Origin of the sequence: Phaeobacter sp., assembly GCF_022825805.1 — a bacterium.
In the GTDB taxonomy this organism is placed as follows: domain Bacteria; phylum Pseudomonadota; class Alphaproteobacteria; order Rhodobacterales; family Rhodobacteraceae; genus Phaeobacter.
Window position 1 is genome coordinate 1 of record NZ_JAJDWC010000077.1, and the last position, 15,888, is coordinate 15,888.

The following is a 15,888-nucleotide window of genomic DNA, read 5'->3' on the forward strand; positions in this document are numbered from 1 at the left end:
AAGCAATTCGCCGATGCGATCCTGAGATTCTTCCGCGAAACCATCCCCAAAGAGTGGAAAACATTCCGAGATCAGGTCTCAGACAACTTCAGGGTCATAACACACGAAAAATTTCGGGTTTTGGGGTGAGTGCGGTATAGACCGATATAGATAGGGGAGTTTCAAATGACTGGTATTTTACACGTTCCATTTGCAGAGGGTGAGGCCTGCCTTGATTGGCTAGACTTTTGTGAGGCCCTGGCCGCCGGGCATTCATTGCCAAAAGCGGAAGTGGCAGACAGTTTCCTCTATCGCGGAAAAGACACACTGCTGAGCCGTTCCGCATGGATTGATGGGCTCGGAATCGCTGTCAAAAACGCAACCGTGTTTCCGGGCAACCCAGATCAAGGCATCCCGATGATCAATGGTGGCCTGTCGCTCTATGACGATGCGACGGGCGTGTTCGAAGCGTCGATTGATTTCCACCTGGTCACCAAATGGAAAACCGCCGGGGACAGTTTGCTGGGCGCGCTACGGCTGGCCAATCCGGACAGTACATCCATCCTGATCGTAGGCGCAGGGACCGTTGCAGCCTCTTTGATTGAGGCATTTTCCGCCGGCTACCCGGCGGCACAGATCAACGTCTGGAACCGCACCCTGTCAAAGGCAGAAACACTCGCTTCCGCCTATCCCAGCACCAATGTTGAACCAGATCTGGAACAGGCTGTACGGCGGGCCGACATCATTGTCACCTGCACCATGTCCTCCACACCTGTGATCCAGGGAGATTGGCTACAACCTGGCCAGCACCTGAACATGATCGGGGCATACCGGCCAGATATGCGCGAAGCCGATGACACTGCCCTGCAACGCGGCATGATCTATTGCGACAGTTTCGACACCACATTGGATCACATCGGGGAATTCAAAATCCCCATCGCAGAAGGCACCATCGTGGCCGAGGATGTCCGGGCGGACTTCTACAATCTCGAGAGCTTTCCAGAATATGATCCTGCGCAGATCACCCTGTTCAAGAATGGCGGCGGCGCGCATCTGGATCTGATGACCAGCCGACACATTCTGGATCGTTGGTCCCAAACGCGGTGAGTGTCGCGTCGCCCCCGCGGCGCTCAGGTAGCTGCAGCCGCCAGGGGGCGTTCGCGAATGGGCAGATGAACCAGCGCGCTGAACGCCCCAACGCCGACGCCAATCCACCAAACCAGGGTGTAGTCGCCATAAATGTCATACATGCGCCCACCCAGCCAAACACCGAGGAAGCCGCCAACCTGGTGGCTGAAGAAGACAATGCCATAGAGCGTGCCCATGTAGCGCAAGCCATAGATATGGGCCACCAGACCTGATGTCAGTGGAACGGTTGCCAGCCAGAGCGACCCCATCACAACTGAGAAGATCACAACAGATATCGGCGTGATCGGCAGGAGGATGAACACAGCAGCCACAATCGTACGGGCGGTGTAGATACCAGCCAGCAGATATTTCTTGCTGTAGCGCTTGCCGAGATATCCGGCAAACAGCGTCCCACCGACATTTGCAGCGCCAATCAGCGAAATCGCAATAGCCCCAAGCGCCGAGGTGGTCGTGACCCCCATGGAATGCAGCACCCCACCTGGCAGGATGGGCCCGCACATTTCGGTCACGAACGCCGGAAAATGGGCGGTAATGAAAGCCAGCTGATAGCCACAGCTAAAGAAACCCAGAAAGATCATGGTGTAACTTGGATCTTTGAAGGCTTTGATCAGGATCGCGCCCAGGCTCTCCTCCAGTTCGGCTTTGGTGGCTGAAACTGGGGCACGCATCAAAGGCAAGGTTAGGATCAAGGCCAGAACGCTGGCTGCAAACACGATGAACACCATTTGCCAGCTCATGATGGTCAGCAGGAATTCAGCCGTCGGCGCCCCGATGATCTGGCCGGCAGAGCCAGCAGCAGTGACGATTGCGAGCGACATGGATCGGTTTTCATCCGAGCTTGCACGGCCAACCACAGCCAAAACAACACCAAAGCCAGTCCCCGCGACACCAAAGCCAACGAGCCATTCATAGGCCTGCATTTCAAAGGGCGTGGTCGCAGCGGAGCTGAGCACGAGACCCGCAGCATAGACGATGGCGCCGATGATAATGGCTTTGCGGTCGCCAATCTTCTCGGCGATTGCCCCAAAAATGGGCTGCCCAATCCCCCAAGCCAGGTTTTGGATGGCGATGGCCAGTGAAAACTCCGACCGCAACCATCCGAACTCATCCGCGATTGGAATTTGAAACACCCCGAACGACGCGCGCACCGCAAAGCTGACCATGATGATGACGCATCCGACAATCAAGACGGGCGAAAACAAAGGGGCTGCGCGGTTCATGTCTGGCTCTCCTAATCAACCTGGCTACTTTTTCGAACTTGTCTCCATGGGTCAAATCAGGATTTTTTACCGCAGCGTTAAACAAATGTGATCTGGCAGAGCAGCAACGGACCCGTCGCCACCTTTCCATCGCAGGGCCAGCGCGCTATCCCTTCCGCATGACCCATATGAGCACGATTTATCAGCACAAGATCGACTCCGGCCAGCTAAAGCCCGATGCCGCTCAACAGGCGGTATTGCCTCATTTCGATCGCATTGCAGAGGGGCTCATGGCTCCGCCAGTCAAGCGGGGCCTGTTTCGCAAGGCCAGCCATGCACCAGTGCGCGGGCTCTATCTGTGGGGGGGCGTTGGCCGCGGAAAATCCATGCTGATGGATCTCTTCGTGGAAAGCCTTCCGGACGTGCCCGCCCGGCGCGTGCATTTCCACGCCTTCATGCAGGAAATCCACGCCAAAATGCATAAGGCGCGGCAAGATGGCATCGAGGACGCCCTCGCACCGGTTGCAAAAGCGGTGGCAGATCAAGTGCGTTTGCTGGCATTTGATGAAATGCAGATCATCGATATCACCGATGCAATGATTGTCGGCCGCCTGTTCGAAGCGCTGTTTGACGCCGGGGTGACAGTAATCACCACATCCAATAGGCCGCCCGATGATCTTTATAAAAACGGGTTAAACAGGCAGCTGTTCGTGCCTTTCATCGAGTTGATGAAAGATCAGATCGACATCCATGAAATGGTCAGCCCCGTCGACTATCGCCAAGACCGGCTGACTGGCGCCCCGGTGTATTTCGCCCCCATCGACGCATCTGCACGGGCTCAGATCCAATCTGTCTGGGAGGATCTTACAGGCGGCGCTGCCCAACCGCTGACATTGGAGGTCACTGGTCGCGAGGTTGTTTTGCCAGCCTTTCGCAATGGCGTTGCCCGGGCAACATTTTATGAGCTCTGCGGCAAGATGCTGGGTCCGGGTGACTACCTGGCCATCGCAGAGGCGGTGAAGGTGCTGGTGCTCGAAGACATCCCGCGCCTTTCACGCAATAATTTTAATGAAGCAAAACGCTTTGTGACGCTGGTGGACGCGCTCTACGAGGCAAAAGTGCGGCTCATCTGCTCTGCCGCCGCACAGCCGGAAATGCTCTATGTGGAGGGTGAAGGGACGTTTGAATTTGAACGGACAGCATCGCGGCTGCGGGAAATGCAGGATCAGAGCTGGGGGCAAGACAGCTGACGCAGCTGGGGGCTCTGCCCCCTCGAAAGCGATGCTTTCTCACCCCCGGAGTATTTTGGGAAAGGTGAGCGGGGCCGTCGCGCAGATGGCAGACATCAGGCTGCGCCACCAGGGCAACCCATTGATTGTTCAAATGGTTTACCCGAGCTTACAGTATTGGAAACAGCTTAGCCGTTGTCTTGCAGGACATGACCCGCGAGATAAAGGGATCCGCAAATCAAAACCCGCGCGGCAGGTTCCTTAGCCACGATTGACTGCAGCGCCTCCAAAGCATTTGCAGCTGTTGTGGCGGTCAAACCAACCGCCTCTGCCGCGGAACGGGTTTCTTCGGCGCTTAGGGTGTTGATTTCATCGGGAATGGAGATCGCGGTGAGGCTGTCAGCCTGCTGCGCCAAAGGCGCCATGTAGCCTGTCACATCTTTGGTGTTCAGCATGCCACAGATCAGATGCGTTGGACGTTTTGGCAATGTTGCCAGGACTTGCGCCAGCGCGACACCTGCTGCAGCGTTGTGGCCCCCATCCAGCCAGAGTTCGCCGGTTCCGGCGGCCTCAACCAGCGGGCCGTGTTTCAGTCGCTGCATGCGCGCGGGCCATTCGGCATTGACCATGGCTGCTTCGCATGCGGTTTCATCCGCCCCGAGGTGACGCAGAGCCGCCAGGGCCGCGCCAGCATTTTGCACCTGATGTGCCCCAAGCAAAGCGGGCAGTGGCAGATCCAACAGCCCCTGTTCATCCTGGAACACAAGCCGACCGCGCTCTTCCTGCACATGCCAGTGTTGCCCATAAGCGATGACCGGCGCCCCAAGACGGGCAGCGGTGGCTTCGATCACCCCCATCGCGGCGTCCTGCTGCGGTCCCACGACGACCGGCACGCCCCGTTTGATGATGCCTGCCTTTTCCGCTGCGATCTTGGCGATTGTATTGCCCAGAAACTGTTCATGATCGATCGACACAGGCGTGATGACCGAAAGCTCAGGAGTGATCACATTGGTCGCATCCAGCCGCCCGCCAAGGCCAACCTCGAGCAGGGTGTAGTCTGCCGCGGTGCGCGAAAAGGCCAGCAGGCCCGCAACGGTGGTGATTTCAAAATAGGTAATATCCGCCGTCCCGTTGGCACTGTAGCATTCATCCAGAACCTCGGTGAGATGCGCCTCGGAGATCAATTCACCCGCAAGACGGATCCGTTCATGAAACCGGGCAAGATGCGGCGAGGTATAGGCATGGACTGATTTCCCCATCCCTTCCAAGCCTGCCCGGATCATTGATTGCGTCGAACCTTTGCCATTGGTCCCTGCGATATGAATGACCGGCGGCAGCTTGTCCTGGGGATTGTCGAGAGCGGCGAGCAGGCGCCAGACCCGATCAAGCGTCAGATCAATAATCTTTGGGTGAAGGGCCATCATGCGGGCCAAAATCACATCGGAGGTCTGTGGCATCAAAGGTCTCTGACAGGCTGGGAGGGATCTGGGACTAGTGGCGGCCGTTCCGATGGCGGAACGACCAGCCTGATGTCTATGGCAGGGGTTAGCCCTCTGCCTTCGCAGGAGCGGCAGGTGCTTGCGCATCTGCGGCTGTGTCGGGCTGCTCGGCACTCTCCGCGTCCGGCGCGGGCAGATCACCGACGATTTGTGGCGGCAGTCCCATCAGCAGGCGCGTAATGGTCACAAGCTCTTTGCGCATCTCGGTGCGTGGCGTGACCCGGTCCAGCATCCCGTGGTCCAGCAGGTACTCTGCCCGCTGAAACCCCTCGGGCAGTTTTTCACGGATGGTCTGTTCGATGACCCGCGGACCCGCAAAGCAGATCAGGGCGTTGGGTTCCGAGATATGCACGTCCCCCAGCATCGCATAAGAGGCCGTCACACCGCCGGTCGTGGGATGGGTCAGGACCACGATGTAGGGAAGGCCAGCCTCTTTCAGCATCTGCACCGCAACAGTGGTGCGCGGCATTTGCATCAGGGACAGGATCCCCTCCTGCATCCGCGCGCCACCTGCGGCAGAAAAGAGGATCAAAGGGCGACCCAGCTTAACGGCCTCTTCTGCCGCTGCGATAATCGCATTGCCGACATACATCCCCATGGATCCGCCCATGAAAGAAAAGTCCTGGGCAGCAGCAACAATTGGTGTGCGCCCCATTTCCCCGGCAGCAACAAGCATGGCTTCCTGTTCGTTCGCCTTGCGTTGCGCCGCTTTCATCCGGTCGGGGTATTTTTTCTGATCTTTGAACTTCAGCGGATCAGCAAGCGGCTCAGGCACGGCAACTTCGGTGAACACACCACCATCAAACAGCGCTTCAAACCGAGCTCTGGGTGAGATGTGCATGTGGTGTCCACAGTTGTTGCAGACATTCAGGTTTTCGCTCAGCTCACGGTGAAACAGCATCGTGCCGCATTCACTGCATTTGTGCCAGAGGTTCTCAGGAACTTCGCGGCGCGAGAAGATCGAGTTGATCCGTGGCCGGACGTAGTTGGTAATCCAGTTCATTTGCCATGCCTTTGTCGGGGCGTTTGCATCCTCAAATAAGACCCTGCGTCAATAAATGCAATCAGCGCCGCAAGACGATACGAGCAAGACCCCACCCGCAGAAGATAAAGCCAAGGTCCAGCCAGAGCATCTGCTGCATGGCGACCGGATCAGACAGCTCATAGGGCAGAAGAAACAGCGCCAATCCCGACAGGGTCGTGGGAGAGCCGAAAACAAGGATCGCAATCACATTGTTGACAAAGTGAACAGCGCAGGCCGCGCCCAGGCTGCCCGTTCTGGCCGTAAGATCTGCCATCAAAAGCCCGACCCCCCCCGCCCATAGCGCAATCAGGCCCGCATTCTCACCGGCGTTTGCCGGGTCATAGTGCAAGAGGCCAAACACAACCGACGGCAACACCAGCCAGACCAAAGGCGTGCGGAAACGCACTGCAAGCAACCGCTGCAGATAGCCGCGAAACAACAGCTCTTCGGCGCTGATTTGAACAAACAGACACAACAGGGCCAATGGCAGCAACATCAGCCAGAGAGCGGGTTCAGTGTGCAGGGTCAAGGGCTGGTTTACCAGGCTAGCTGGCGCATATCCCGACACCAGTGCCGCGATAGTCAGCACCGCAGACAGCAGTGCAAACGCAACGCACACAGTCAAAAAGTGACGCACAGCAATGGCCCGCGGGCCAATCAGAACTCCGACAGGCCTGCGATGCAGCCACCTGATCGTGGCCAGGACACCCAGCCAGATGGCAGCAAAGCTTCCAAGCAAGATCAACACTGCAACTGGTGAGGACCCATCTACAAGCGCACCGACCAAAGACCGAGGCCCGCTGCGGGCAATTACAAAGAAAAACGCAGCCGTCAGGCCAAGACTGACGATTGCGATCACCGCCAATCCGATAACAAGACGCCAGATTTGATCGTGGCCGCGCAACACATGCAACTGCTCGGTCTGGGCGGCATATGGCTGGCTACTGAACACTGGTTTGCATCCCATTCGACGGCGTCAAACGCGCCTGCGCGCCGCCCAGCGCAGCTTTGCTTTGATCTGCGGCCTGGATCGCACCGGCCGCCTCGAGCAGATGGCCGGCCACTGTTTCAAGCAACTGCATCGCCACATTGGCATCCGATCCGATCACCTCGCGGTACTCCTGCGCACCGATCCGCAAAAACCGGCATGGCTCCGCTGCAACCAAATCCAGTTTTCTCAGATCTTTCAGAATAACCGCCAGGTCACCAATCACCCGACCCGGCTCAATTACCGAAATCGGCTCCGACCCGGCGGACGTCTCAGGCCACTGCATATGGGCACGTCCATCGATGCACAAAAAGACGGCATCCCCCGGATCTCCGCTGCGAAACACAAACTCTCCCGTGTCCACCGTATGCCAGCGCGCCGTAAATGCCAGCAGGCGCTGGTTGCGGCTATCCAGGCGGGAAAAGAGATCGCAATTCTGGATCGCCTCAAGCCGTTTGGCAAAATCGCTGCTGCCAATTTTCTGCTGTGGTTTTGGACGGGCGCCAGCCACATCGCCGATGCGCCCGTTTTCGATCTTCACAAACAGATCGTATCGTTCCGGGTGGTTGAAGGAATTTTCCAAAAACAAAAGCGTGGAGGATGGCAGCAGTGCAGCCAGGCGTTCCCGCGCCTTGAGTCGGCTTTCGCTATCATGGCTGGCCAAAGCGTGATCCAAGATCAAAATATCAGGGCGTTTGATCGCAGCACGGGTAAAGGCGGCACGTTCCTGAAACACCGGATCCAATGCCGCCCCGCCAATGCCCGCGGGCAAGTCATACAGGATCAACGCCAGACGCTTGCGCAGATCATGCTGTTCCAAAACATCGGCAACGAGATCTTCCACCACCTGAGCCTTTGATCCAGCGGTCAGCGACAACCGACCGAACAAGATGTTTTCCAAAATGGTGAGCCTAGGAAAGTAGCCGTCTGTGGAGATCGGCACAAACAGGTCTCCCAACTGCTGCTGCAGCGCGGGCCCGCTGTTGCGGCGAATGTATAGAATTTGTTCCTTGAACTCGGATGGGAACGGTGTCCCGATCTGCTCTTCAGAAATGAGAAACGGCACTGATGCCAGCAGCACCCGCTCCGCCTCTCCCAAAGCAGACAAACTGTGGCTGCTGTGGCGATCCACAACAGCAACAATCCGCTCGTACAGCTCATCATCAAGGCCGAGCCGTTTGAACAGCGGATGATCGGTATTGTCCGTCCCAAATGTCTGCTGCAGCGTTTCCATCACACGCAGGCCAAATGCGATGACATCGTCCTGCAAGCCGTTGTCGCGCAGCGCCGTCATGATCGGACCATCGGCTGCGATCAGCTCTTCAGGGGCAATCGCCCGGCTGGGCGCCGCAAACAGCATGTTGCCGCCGAGCGGCACAGCCGGGTTGAATTGATCAGGCTCGAAGCGATGCACAAGATCAGACAGCCCCGCCGCCTGCAACCGCTCTGCAATGACAGGACGCAGGGCGACAATCTGCTGAACCAGACCAAGATGGGAATCGATCTGAAACCGGGTATGCAGCGTTCGCCGGAACAGTTGCTCATCGATACCCATCGCCTGGATCAGATCAAACCACCAATCCCGCAACTCGCCCTCGGACTGGAGCCCGGCGAGAGCGGGGTTGATCCAATCCGCCGCCAGAGGATCCGGGCTGTTACCTGCCCGACAGGCCTCTGCCATGACGCGGCTGTCTTTGCGTGACGTGGTGTTGTTACCAAAATGAGGTTGGTCCCGCAGGGGCATCAACACATTATCGCCAAGGGATCCATTGAACAGATAAGGGCGCGAGTAGGCATAGCCGATACGGGCAGCGATGACCCCCTGATGCAGCTGCTCCAATCTGTGCCCCGCAATCGTCACAGTCCCACGCGCTGGCATTACCTCTCGGGTCAACAGGGCCGCGAAGGCCGCCCGTTCCGCTTCGTTGGTGATTTGGATCGCAACCCGGCTGCCCTCTGGAATGGTCAGGTTCAGATCTTCCAGAACCATATTGCCTTCTCCATCGCGCACCGACACATCGCGGAACTCAATGGCACCGTGCAGATGAGGCACCAGATCTGGTGTATCTTCGAACAGCGCCTCATCAATCATACCCTTTGGGGCAAACCGCTCGATCATCACTGACCAGCGCACCCCCATATCCTGCAACTGGTTGTAATAGGTCAGCAGCTCCCGCCACGGGTTGGACAGATCCTTGTAGGCGGCCAAAGCAGCGACCAATGCACCAACCGTGATATCGCCCCGGATCGCCAGAACACCCCCAACAGAGTAGAACAGGAACGGGGTCATATGGCCGATCATGTTGTTCAAGAACTTCATAAAGAACTTCTTGTTGTAGATGCGCCTGCGGATATCAAACAACCGCCCCAACCGCGCAGAAATCTGGGCAAGCCGGTAGCGGCGCCCCCCATTGATGCGCAAATCGCTGATACCCGCGACCGTTTCTCCGATCTCAGATGACAGCGATCGCACCTCTTGGATGCGGTCTTTGTTCAACAGGTTGATCTGGCGCTGCAGCATCGGGATCAGCCACGCCTGCAAAGGGATCAACGCTATCGACGCCAGTCCGAACCAGACACTCTGCATGAACAGGAACACCAGAATGGTCAGCATCTGGCCGGCCTGGAAGACAGGCTGCGCAATCGCATCACCCATCAGCCCACCCATCGGCTCGGACTCGGCGGTGATCATCGAAACCATCTCGCCTTGGCCTGTGCTTTGAAAATAGGGGGCTGGAAACCGCAACATGCGGTTTATCAACGTAAACCGAAGCCGCCGCAGCAAACGCTCTGCCACAATCCCTTTCATCGTGTTGAGCCGCATTTTCAGCAACCCGCCGATCAACACAGCCGCCAAAAACGCAAAGCAGAGGATGAGCAGATAATCGATCTGGCTCAGCTCCATCGTCCAGATCTGAATCTGGCTGTCCGGCGCTCCAATCGCATCGTTGATAATGCGTTTCGGCAGTTCCAAAGTGGCATATAGAAAAGGGAACGTCGCAAGCGTCAGGGCCAACAGACCAAATTGCTGGCGCCGGGAAAAAGCCCAGATGAATGAAAACAGGGTGGAATGCATCCCCTGGTCCTTTTCAAGTGTCGAAGAAGTACCGCACAGGCAAAAGCCCGATTTGCAGGCAACAGACGTTAAGCACTGCACCTGTTCATTACAAGGCAACACCCACCCTACTTTTCCGCGAGGCGCTTGCCGTGACAGGCCAAGCGCACTATCCCTCCTGAAAAATCAGACAGCAGGCAAAACTCATCGTGACACGCGAAAAAGACTTAGAAATAGGCGGTTTTTGCCAAAACCGCAGCCATCGATCCCTAGCGGCCGCAAAGACAACGCTGGCCAAGGGTTTGGGATCACTTTGGTTGGGCAACAGACGCGCACGGGGCGCGTGCACTCCTGCAAATCTTCGTTGGATACGGCGCGCCACTTTTGGTGCTGCGATGGCCTTGACCGCCGCCTGCAGCACCCCCAACGAGACCGGATCCGCGTCGAAGGCATACCCGCCAGAATTCACGCGGATGAGTTTTGCCGAAGGGTCCATTCATCTGGTCCCGCCAGCGGGGTTTTGCATTGACCCGCAAATGACGGGCCACCGGTCCGAAGGTGGCTTTGCCATCCTCGTGCCCTGCAACAGCCTGAGCCTGGACGATGCGGCCGAGCAGAGCTTTGCGGAGCGTCAGCGGGCAAGTCGAAATCGCGCGCTAATCACCGTTGCGGTTGGACCAGCCGATGCCCCAACAGCCGCGCTGACCGGGGATGAAATTCTTGCCAACGCGCCCGGTGCCAAACTGCTGCAAACCCGCGAAGACCTGATGCTGCCTTTGGTGAAGTTGGATATGCCAAGTCATCGCGCCCGCGGCGCGAGCCCGACGCATTGGCGCGGCGCTTTCGTGCTGAATGAACAACTGGTTGCAGTGGCGCTTTATGCACCGCAACGCAGCCGCAACCTTGGCAATCGAGGTGCAATGCTGCTGAACGAGCTGACGGCAAAAACCCTCGAAGCGTCCGTTACGGCCGATCTGCCGACCTCACCCGAACAGAACTGATAGGCGCAGCCAGTATTGTGCCGGACATAAACCACGGGTGAAACGGGGTTACCCTGCCCCGCATCCTGGACTATTGTTCTCCCAAGATCGGTGGCGTGAACACCAACAGGCATGGCCCAAGGCAACACTGGCGGGCCTCAGAGGAAAGCGTCAATGGGCAGGATCACGGATAAGCTTCTGTTCAATCGGGTGTTGTCGCGGTGGCGCAAAATTGCAGCGCAAGCACCGGATGCCCCATTGGCGCGTTTGCGCGTACAACGCAGCCGAGCCCAAGCCCTGCAACGGCAATTGGCCCTTGTGTTGCGCGCGGCAGACAAGCGTTTGACCCTCCCCATGGAGGGCTCGACACAATTTCCGCGCACGCACGGAACCGATTGGGCCTGGCGACCAGGATTATGGCGCAGATCGGCCCCACGTCACGGTATCGCCGCTGCAGCCAGCAAGACGCGGTTGGATGACGATGTGCAATTGTTCCACGATTGCAACATGCGGGAAATCACCTTTCGTCAGGTCAGGAACACACGCCCATCCGATCTCGCACCCTTTGCGATGCGGTTGGATGTGTTCCGTTTCGAAGGCTCTTTTCTGTCGCTTGTTGTCGACTTTCCAGCAGAGGCCCTGGCCGGGCTGACGCGTGATCATTTGATCCGTGTAGATTGCGCGATCGACTGTGAACACCCACTGGAGATTTTTGCGCGGTTGAACATCAAGAATGGGCCAAACACAGCGCAGCTGGTGCGGGAAATACCGCTGGAAACGCATTCAGACACGCTTCTTTGTCATGTCGAATACGACCTGGCCTATATGGAAATGAACGACAAACGCATCGAACGGATTTGGCTCGACCTGATCTTTGAAGCCCCTGATATGAACCAGATCACCGTTCGCGACCTCACCTTGTCTCGCAGCCTGCGCGCGCATCTATGAATGAGACACAGCAGCCGCCATCCGGAGCCGACACAGTATGAGCGCACTACAGCTTCACCAGACACGATTTGAAAACGCCCAATGGGAAGGCCGGGTGGTTGGCGACCCCGCCGCTGAACATCCGCCGCAAATCGAAGCCCGCCACCTGGATCGCCTGCTCAGCGATGTCATCCTTGAAGGGACCGAAACCGAAGGCGAATGGCGATTGGCCATACCGATCCCGACGGAACTGATCCGCGAAGGTGTCCAAACGATTGTCATCCATGAACGCACCAGCGGCGACAAGCTGGGGGATTTCAGCCTGGTCTGTGGCGAACCCAGTGCGGCGGATCTGCGTGTCGAGATGGATTTGCTGCGCGCAGAACTGGATATGCTGAAACGGGCATTTCGCCGCCATTGTGTCGAAACACGCTAGGCCCGATCAGCCGCGCGATTTGGTGATCGCCAGGAACACGTCTTCCAAATCCGCCTCTTCGGTTTTGACATCACGGATCGAAATACCTGCGCTGTGAACCGCTGCGAGCACGTCATCAGCAGAGGTTTGCTTGCTGTGATAGCGCACGACCACGGCGCCGTCCTCTCGCAGCTCGGCAACAATCCCTTCCGCCTGCGGCAGCTGGACCACGGGTTGCGCGGGATGAACGACCATAGCCTTTGAGTCGAGACGGCCCAACAGATTGGCCGTGGTGTCACGGGCTACCAGGCTGCCTTCGCTGATGATTGCGATTTCATCACACATCTCTTCTGCCTCTTCGAGGTAATGTGTGGTCAGGATGATTGTCATGCCCTGCGCGTTCAGCTTGCGGATGTTTTCCCAGAGCATCTGCCGGAGTTCGATATCGACGCCCGCTGTCGGCTCATCCAAAACCAGGATATGGGGGTGATGCACCAGAGCTTTGCCCAACAGCAACCGCCGCTGCATCCCACCGGACAGGGTGCGCGCGTAAGCGTGCGCCTTATCAGATAGCCCCACCATCTCCAAAATCTGATCGCTGCGACGCTCTGCCTTCGGCACACCATAGAGGCCGGCCTGCACCTCCAACGCACCGCGTGGGGTGAAGAAGGGGTCGAGGTTCAATTCTTGCGGCATAACACCGATCGCGGCGCGGGATTGCCGCGGATTGGCATCTTGATCAAATCCCCAAATCGTCACTTTGCCAGCGGTTTTCAGCACCAAGCCGGCAAGAATATTGATCATCGTTGATTTGCCAGCCCCATTGGGGCCGAGCAGACCAAACACGGATCCACGCGGGATGACGAGGTCCACGCCCTTCAACGCATCTTTGGCTGGCTGACCCTTGCGGCCCTTATAGGTTTTCCGCAAACCTTCTATACGGATTGCATCCTCTGTCATCGCAACTCTTGCCCCCGGTTTTCCCATGGCTCATAACAGCCCCTAACCGATAACCAGAAGGACCGCCAGTGATGACCATCGAAGCGCCCGAAACCAAGATCGTGGACAGCTACCGCGTTGCATGCGACGGCAGCGAAGGGGCATTGGGGCATCCGCGGGTCTATTTGCAGATCCCGGAACAAGAAGGCTTTGTCGAATGTCCCTATTGCGACTGCAAATACATCCACAAAGACTTTGCCGACACCGTCAACTAAGGCTTAGAACCTAGGGCAGAGCGCGTGGGCCGCAGGGGCTAGGCTGTTTGACACCGCAGCAACCCGCCCTCTCGGCGCCGCAATTGGCCCATAATGCCAGGGCGCATTTGCCCAGGACACGTCTTGGGCAGAATGGGCAATTGCCCTCATCTCTCTGATCACCGATAACGGGGGCCAACGCGCAACACCCGGAGCATCGGCGATGACCAACACACCTTTCGGCAAGGGCTGCCATCTGCACCTGATCGACGGATCGGCCTATATCTTTCGCGCCTACCATGCGCTGCCGCCGTTGACCCGTAAATCCGATGGCTTACCCATCGGGGCTGTTTCCGGTTTCTGCAACATGTTGCACCGTTACGTGGAGGGCAACACCGGCCCCGACGCCCCCACGCATGTTGCCGTGATTTTCGATAAGGGATCGCATACCTTCCGCAACGATCTTTATGATCAGTACAAAGCCAATCGCGAAGCTATGCCCGAAGATCTGCGCCCGCAGATCCCGCTGACCCGCACCGCGACCGAAGCGTTCAATATCGCCTGCAAGGAAATGGAAGGGTTTGAGGCGGATGACATCATGGCAACACTGGCCTGCCAAGCCCGTGCTGCAGGGGGCCGGGTCACGATCCTCTCCTCCGATAAGGATTTGATGCAGCTTGTTGGTGATGGCGTCGAAATGCTCGACCCGATGAAAAACAAACGGATCGACACCGACGGGGTCGTCGAGAAGTTTGGCGTCGGTCCCAACCGCGTTGTTGACGTGCAGGCGCTGGCTGGAGATTCCGTTGACAACGTGCCCGGCGCGCCCGGCATCGGCATCAAAACCGCGGCCCTGCTGATCAACGAATACGGCTCTCTCGAAGAATTGTTGGACCGCGCCGAGGAGATCAAACAGCCCAAGCGCCGCCAAACCCTGATCGAAAAACGAGAGCAGATCGAACTCTCCAAAAAACTGGTCCAACTGGACGAGAATATGCAGCTCGACTTCACGTTGGATGATCTGGGCGTTCGCGATCCGGATGGCGACAAATTGCTCGGCTTCTTGGCGGAAATGGAATTCCGCACGCTGTCCAAACGGGTGGCAGATCAGCTCGGGAAAGAGGCGCCGACCATCGCGGATGCACCGATGGCACAAAACGCCAACACCGGAGAGCCCGCAGATGTACCCTCCGCCGCGGACCTTCCGTTTGATGCAACGGCTTACGAATGTGTCCGCGACGCAGAAGCCCTGCAGCGCTGGATTGACCTGATCCAACACCGGGGCTGGGTGGCCATAGACACCGAAACCACTGGGTTGGATGATATGACCGCGGATCTGGTTGGGATCTCCCTGGCGGTTGAACCTGGCGCGGCTTGTTACATCCCACTGACCCACAAAGCGGAAAGCAGCAGTGACGATCTGTTTGGCTCCGATGCTTTGGCCGCGGATCAGATGGATCTCGACCTCGCTCTAGAGATGCTGCGCCCCCTGCTGGAAGATGAAGCGATCCTGAAGATCGGGCAAAACATGAAATATGATGCCAAGATCTTCCGGCGTCAGCACAGCGCCACCCGACCCGATGGGATCACCGTTGCGCCGTATGATGACACGATGCTTCTATCATACGCACTGTTCGCAGGGCTGCATGGTCATGGCATGGACACGCTGTCAGAACGGTATCTGAACCACACGCCCATCCCGATCAAAAGCCTGCTGGGTACCGGCAAATCGGCCATCACCTTTGACCGTGTGCCCATCGCCGATGCCACACCTTATGCGGCGGAGGATGCGGATATCACCCTGCGTCTTTGGAAACTGTTCAAACCGCAGCTGCACCAGCAACAGGTTACGACGGTCTATGAAACGCTGGAACGCCCGCTGTCGCCAGTGCTTGCCAAAATGGAGCGCGAAGGGATCAAGGTCGACCGCGACACCCTTTCTCGCATGTCCAATGCCTTTGCCCAGAAAATGGCGGGGCTGGAGGCCGAAATCCACGAATTGGCTGGCGAGACCTTCAATGTCGGCTCCCCCAAACAACTGGGCGAGATCCTGTTTGACAAAATGGGCCTCGAAGGCGGCAAGAAGGGCAAGACAGGGGCCTACGCAACAGGGGCGGATATCCTCGAAGATCTGGCGACCGAACACGACCTGCCGGCACGGGTGTTGGATTGGCGCCAACTGTCAAAACTGAAATCCACCTACACCGACGCATTGCAGGATCACATCAATCCGGAAACCGGGCGGGTGCAC

General features: G+C 57.7%; 13 protein-coding genes and 1 pseudogene. 8 read left to right on the forward strand and 6 right to left on the reverse strand.

What is annotated here, in order from left to right; translation table 11 throughout:
* Positions 1-129: pseudogene (locus Q0C28_RS17755) on the forward strand (IS630 family transposase); the annotation flags it as partial.
* Positions 130-165: 36 nt separating this feature from the next.
* A complete protein-coding gene (locus Q0C28_RS08130; RefSeq protein WP_293574656.1) occupies positions 166-1,086 on the forward strand; it encodes an NAD(P)-binding domain-containing protein in 921 nt (306 codons plus the stop codon).
* 23 nt (positions 1,087-1,109) lie between these two features.
* Here Q0C28_RS08130 and Q0C28_RS08135 read toward each other — a convergent pair whose 3' ends face one another.
* Positions 1,110-2,348 (reverse strand): MFS transporter, encoded by a 1,239-nt coding sequence (locus Q0C28_RS08135; protein ID WP_293574657.1) that lies wholly within the window; start codon positions 2,346-2,348, stop codon positions 1,110-1,112.
* A gap of 158 nt (positions 2,349-2,506) precedes the next feature.
* Between Q0C28_RS08135 and zapE the strand changes: the two genes are divergently transcribed.
* A complete protein-coding gene (gene zapE, locus Q0C28_RS08140; protein WP_293574659.1) occupies positions 2,507-3,577 on the forward strand; it encodes a cell division protein ZapE in 1,071 nt (356 codons plus the stop codon).
* Between the two features lie 167 nt (positions 3,578-3,744).
* On the opposite strand, the gene Q0C28_RS08145 is transcribed toward zapE, so the two are convergent.
* From Q0C28_RS08145 to Q0C28_RS08160, 4 genes are all read right to left on the reverse strand, one after another.
* Complete coding sequence (locus Q0C28_RS08145) at positions 3,745-5,013, reverse strand: folylpolyglutamate synthase/dihydrofolate synthase family protein (protein WP_293574660.1); 1,269 nt, start codon at positions 5,011-5,013, stop codon at positions 3,745-3,747.
* Positions 5,014-5,101: 88 nt separating this feature from the next.
* Positions 5,102-6,058 carry an acetyl-CoA carboxylase, carboxyltransferase subunit beta gene (accD, locus tag Q0C28_RS08150; protein WP_293574661.1) on the reverse strand — a complete coding sequence of 319 codons (957 nt, stop codon included), beginning with the start codon at positions 6,056-6,058 and terminating at the stop codon, positions 5,102-5,104.
* A 61-nt stretch (positions 6,059-6,119) separates the two neighbouring features.
* Positions 6,120-7,031, reverse strand: a complete 912-nt coding sequence (locus Q0C28_RS08155; protein WP_293574663.1) for a type II CAAX endopeptidase family protein — start codon at positions 7,029-7,031, stop codon at positions 6,120-6,122.
* Positions 7,021-10,143 (reverse strand): ABC transporter transmembrane domain-containing protein, encoded by a 3,123-nt coding sequence (locus Q0C28_RS08160; RefSeq protein ID WP_293574665.1) that lies wholly within the window; start codon positions 10,141-10,143, stop codon positions 7,021-7,023. The genes Q0C28_RS08155 and Q0C28_RS08160 overlap by 11 nt, the downstream gene beginning before the upstream one ends.
* A 374-nt stretch (positions 10,144-10,517) precedes the next feature.
* Here Q0C28_RS08160 and Q0C28_RS08165 point away from each other — a divergent pair, with 374 nt between their 5' ends.
* From Q0C28_RS08165 to Q0C28_RS08175, 3 genes are all read left to right on the forward strand, one after another.
* Positions 10,518-11,123 carry a hypothetical protein gene (locus Q0C28_RS08165; protein WP_293574667.1) on the forward strand — a complete coding sequence of 202 codons (606 nt, stop codon included), beginning with the start codon at positions 10,518-10,520 and terminating at the stop codon, positions 11,121-11,123.
* 153 nt (positions 11,124-11,276) lie between these two features.
* Positions 11,277-12,050, forward strand: coding sequence for a DUF6478 family protein (locus Q0C28_RS08170; protein ID WP_293574669.1), 774 nt, complete (start codon positions 11,277-11,279; stop codon positions 12,048-12,050).
* A gap of 37 nt (positions 12,051-12,087) precedes the next feature.
* On the forward strand, positions 12,088-12,465 hold the full coding sequence (locus tag Q0C28_RS08175; RefSeq protein WP_293574671.1) for a hypothetical protein: 378 nt from the start codon (positions 12,088-12,090) through the stop codon (positions 12,463-12,465).
* 6 nt (positions 12,466-12,471) lie between these two features.
* Here Q0C28_RS08175 and Q0C28_RS08180 read toward each other — a convergent pair whose 3' ends face one another.
* Positions 12,472-13,404, reverse strand: a complete 933-nt coding sequence (locus Q0C28_RS08180; RefSeq protein ID WP_293574673.1) for an ABC transporter ATP-binding protein — start codon at positions 13,402-13,404, stop codon at positions 12,472-12,474.
* A 71-nt stretch (positions 13,405-13,475) separates the two neighbouring features.
* On the opposite strand from Q0C28_RS08180, the gene Q0C28_RS08185 reads away from it, so the two are divergent.
* Together Q0C28_RS08185 and Q0C28_RS08190 are read left to right on the forward strand one after the other, a co-directional pair.
* Positions 13,476-13,658 carry a zinc-finger domain-containing protein gene (locus tag Q0C28_RS08185; protein WP_293574675.1) on the forward strand — a complete coding sequence of 61 codons (183 nt, stop codon included), beginning with the start codon at positions 13,476-13,478 and terminating at the stop codon, positions 13,656-13,658.
* 202 nt (positions 13,659-13,860) lie between these two features.
* On the forward strand, positions 13,861-15,888 hold a 2,028-nt coding region (locus Q0C28_RS08190), incomplete at its 3' end, for a DNA polymerase (protein ID WP_293574677.1).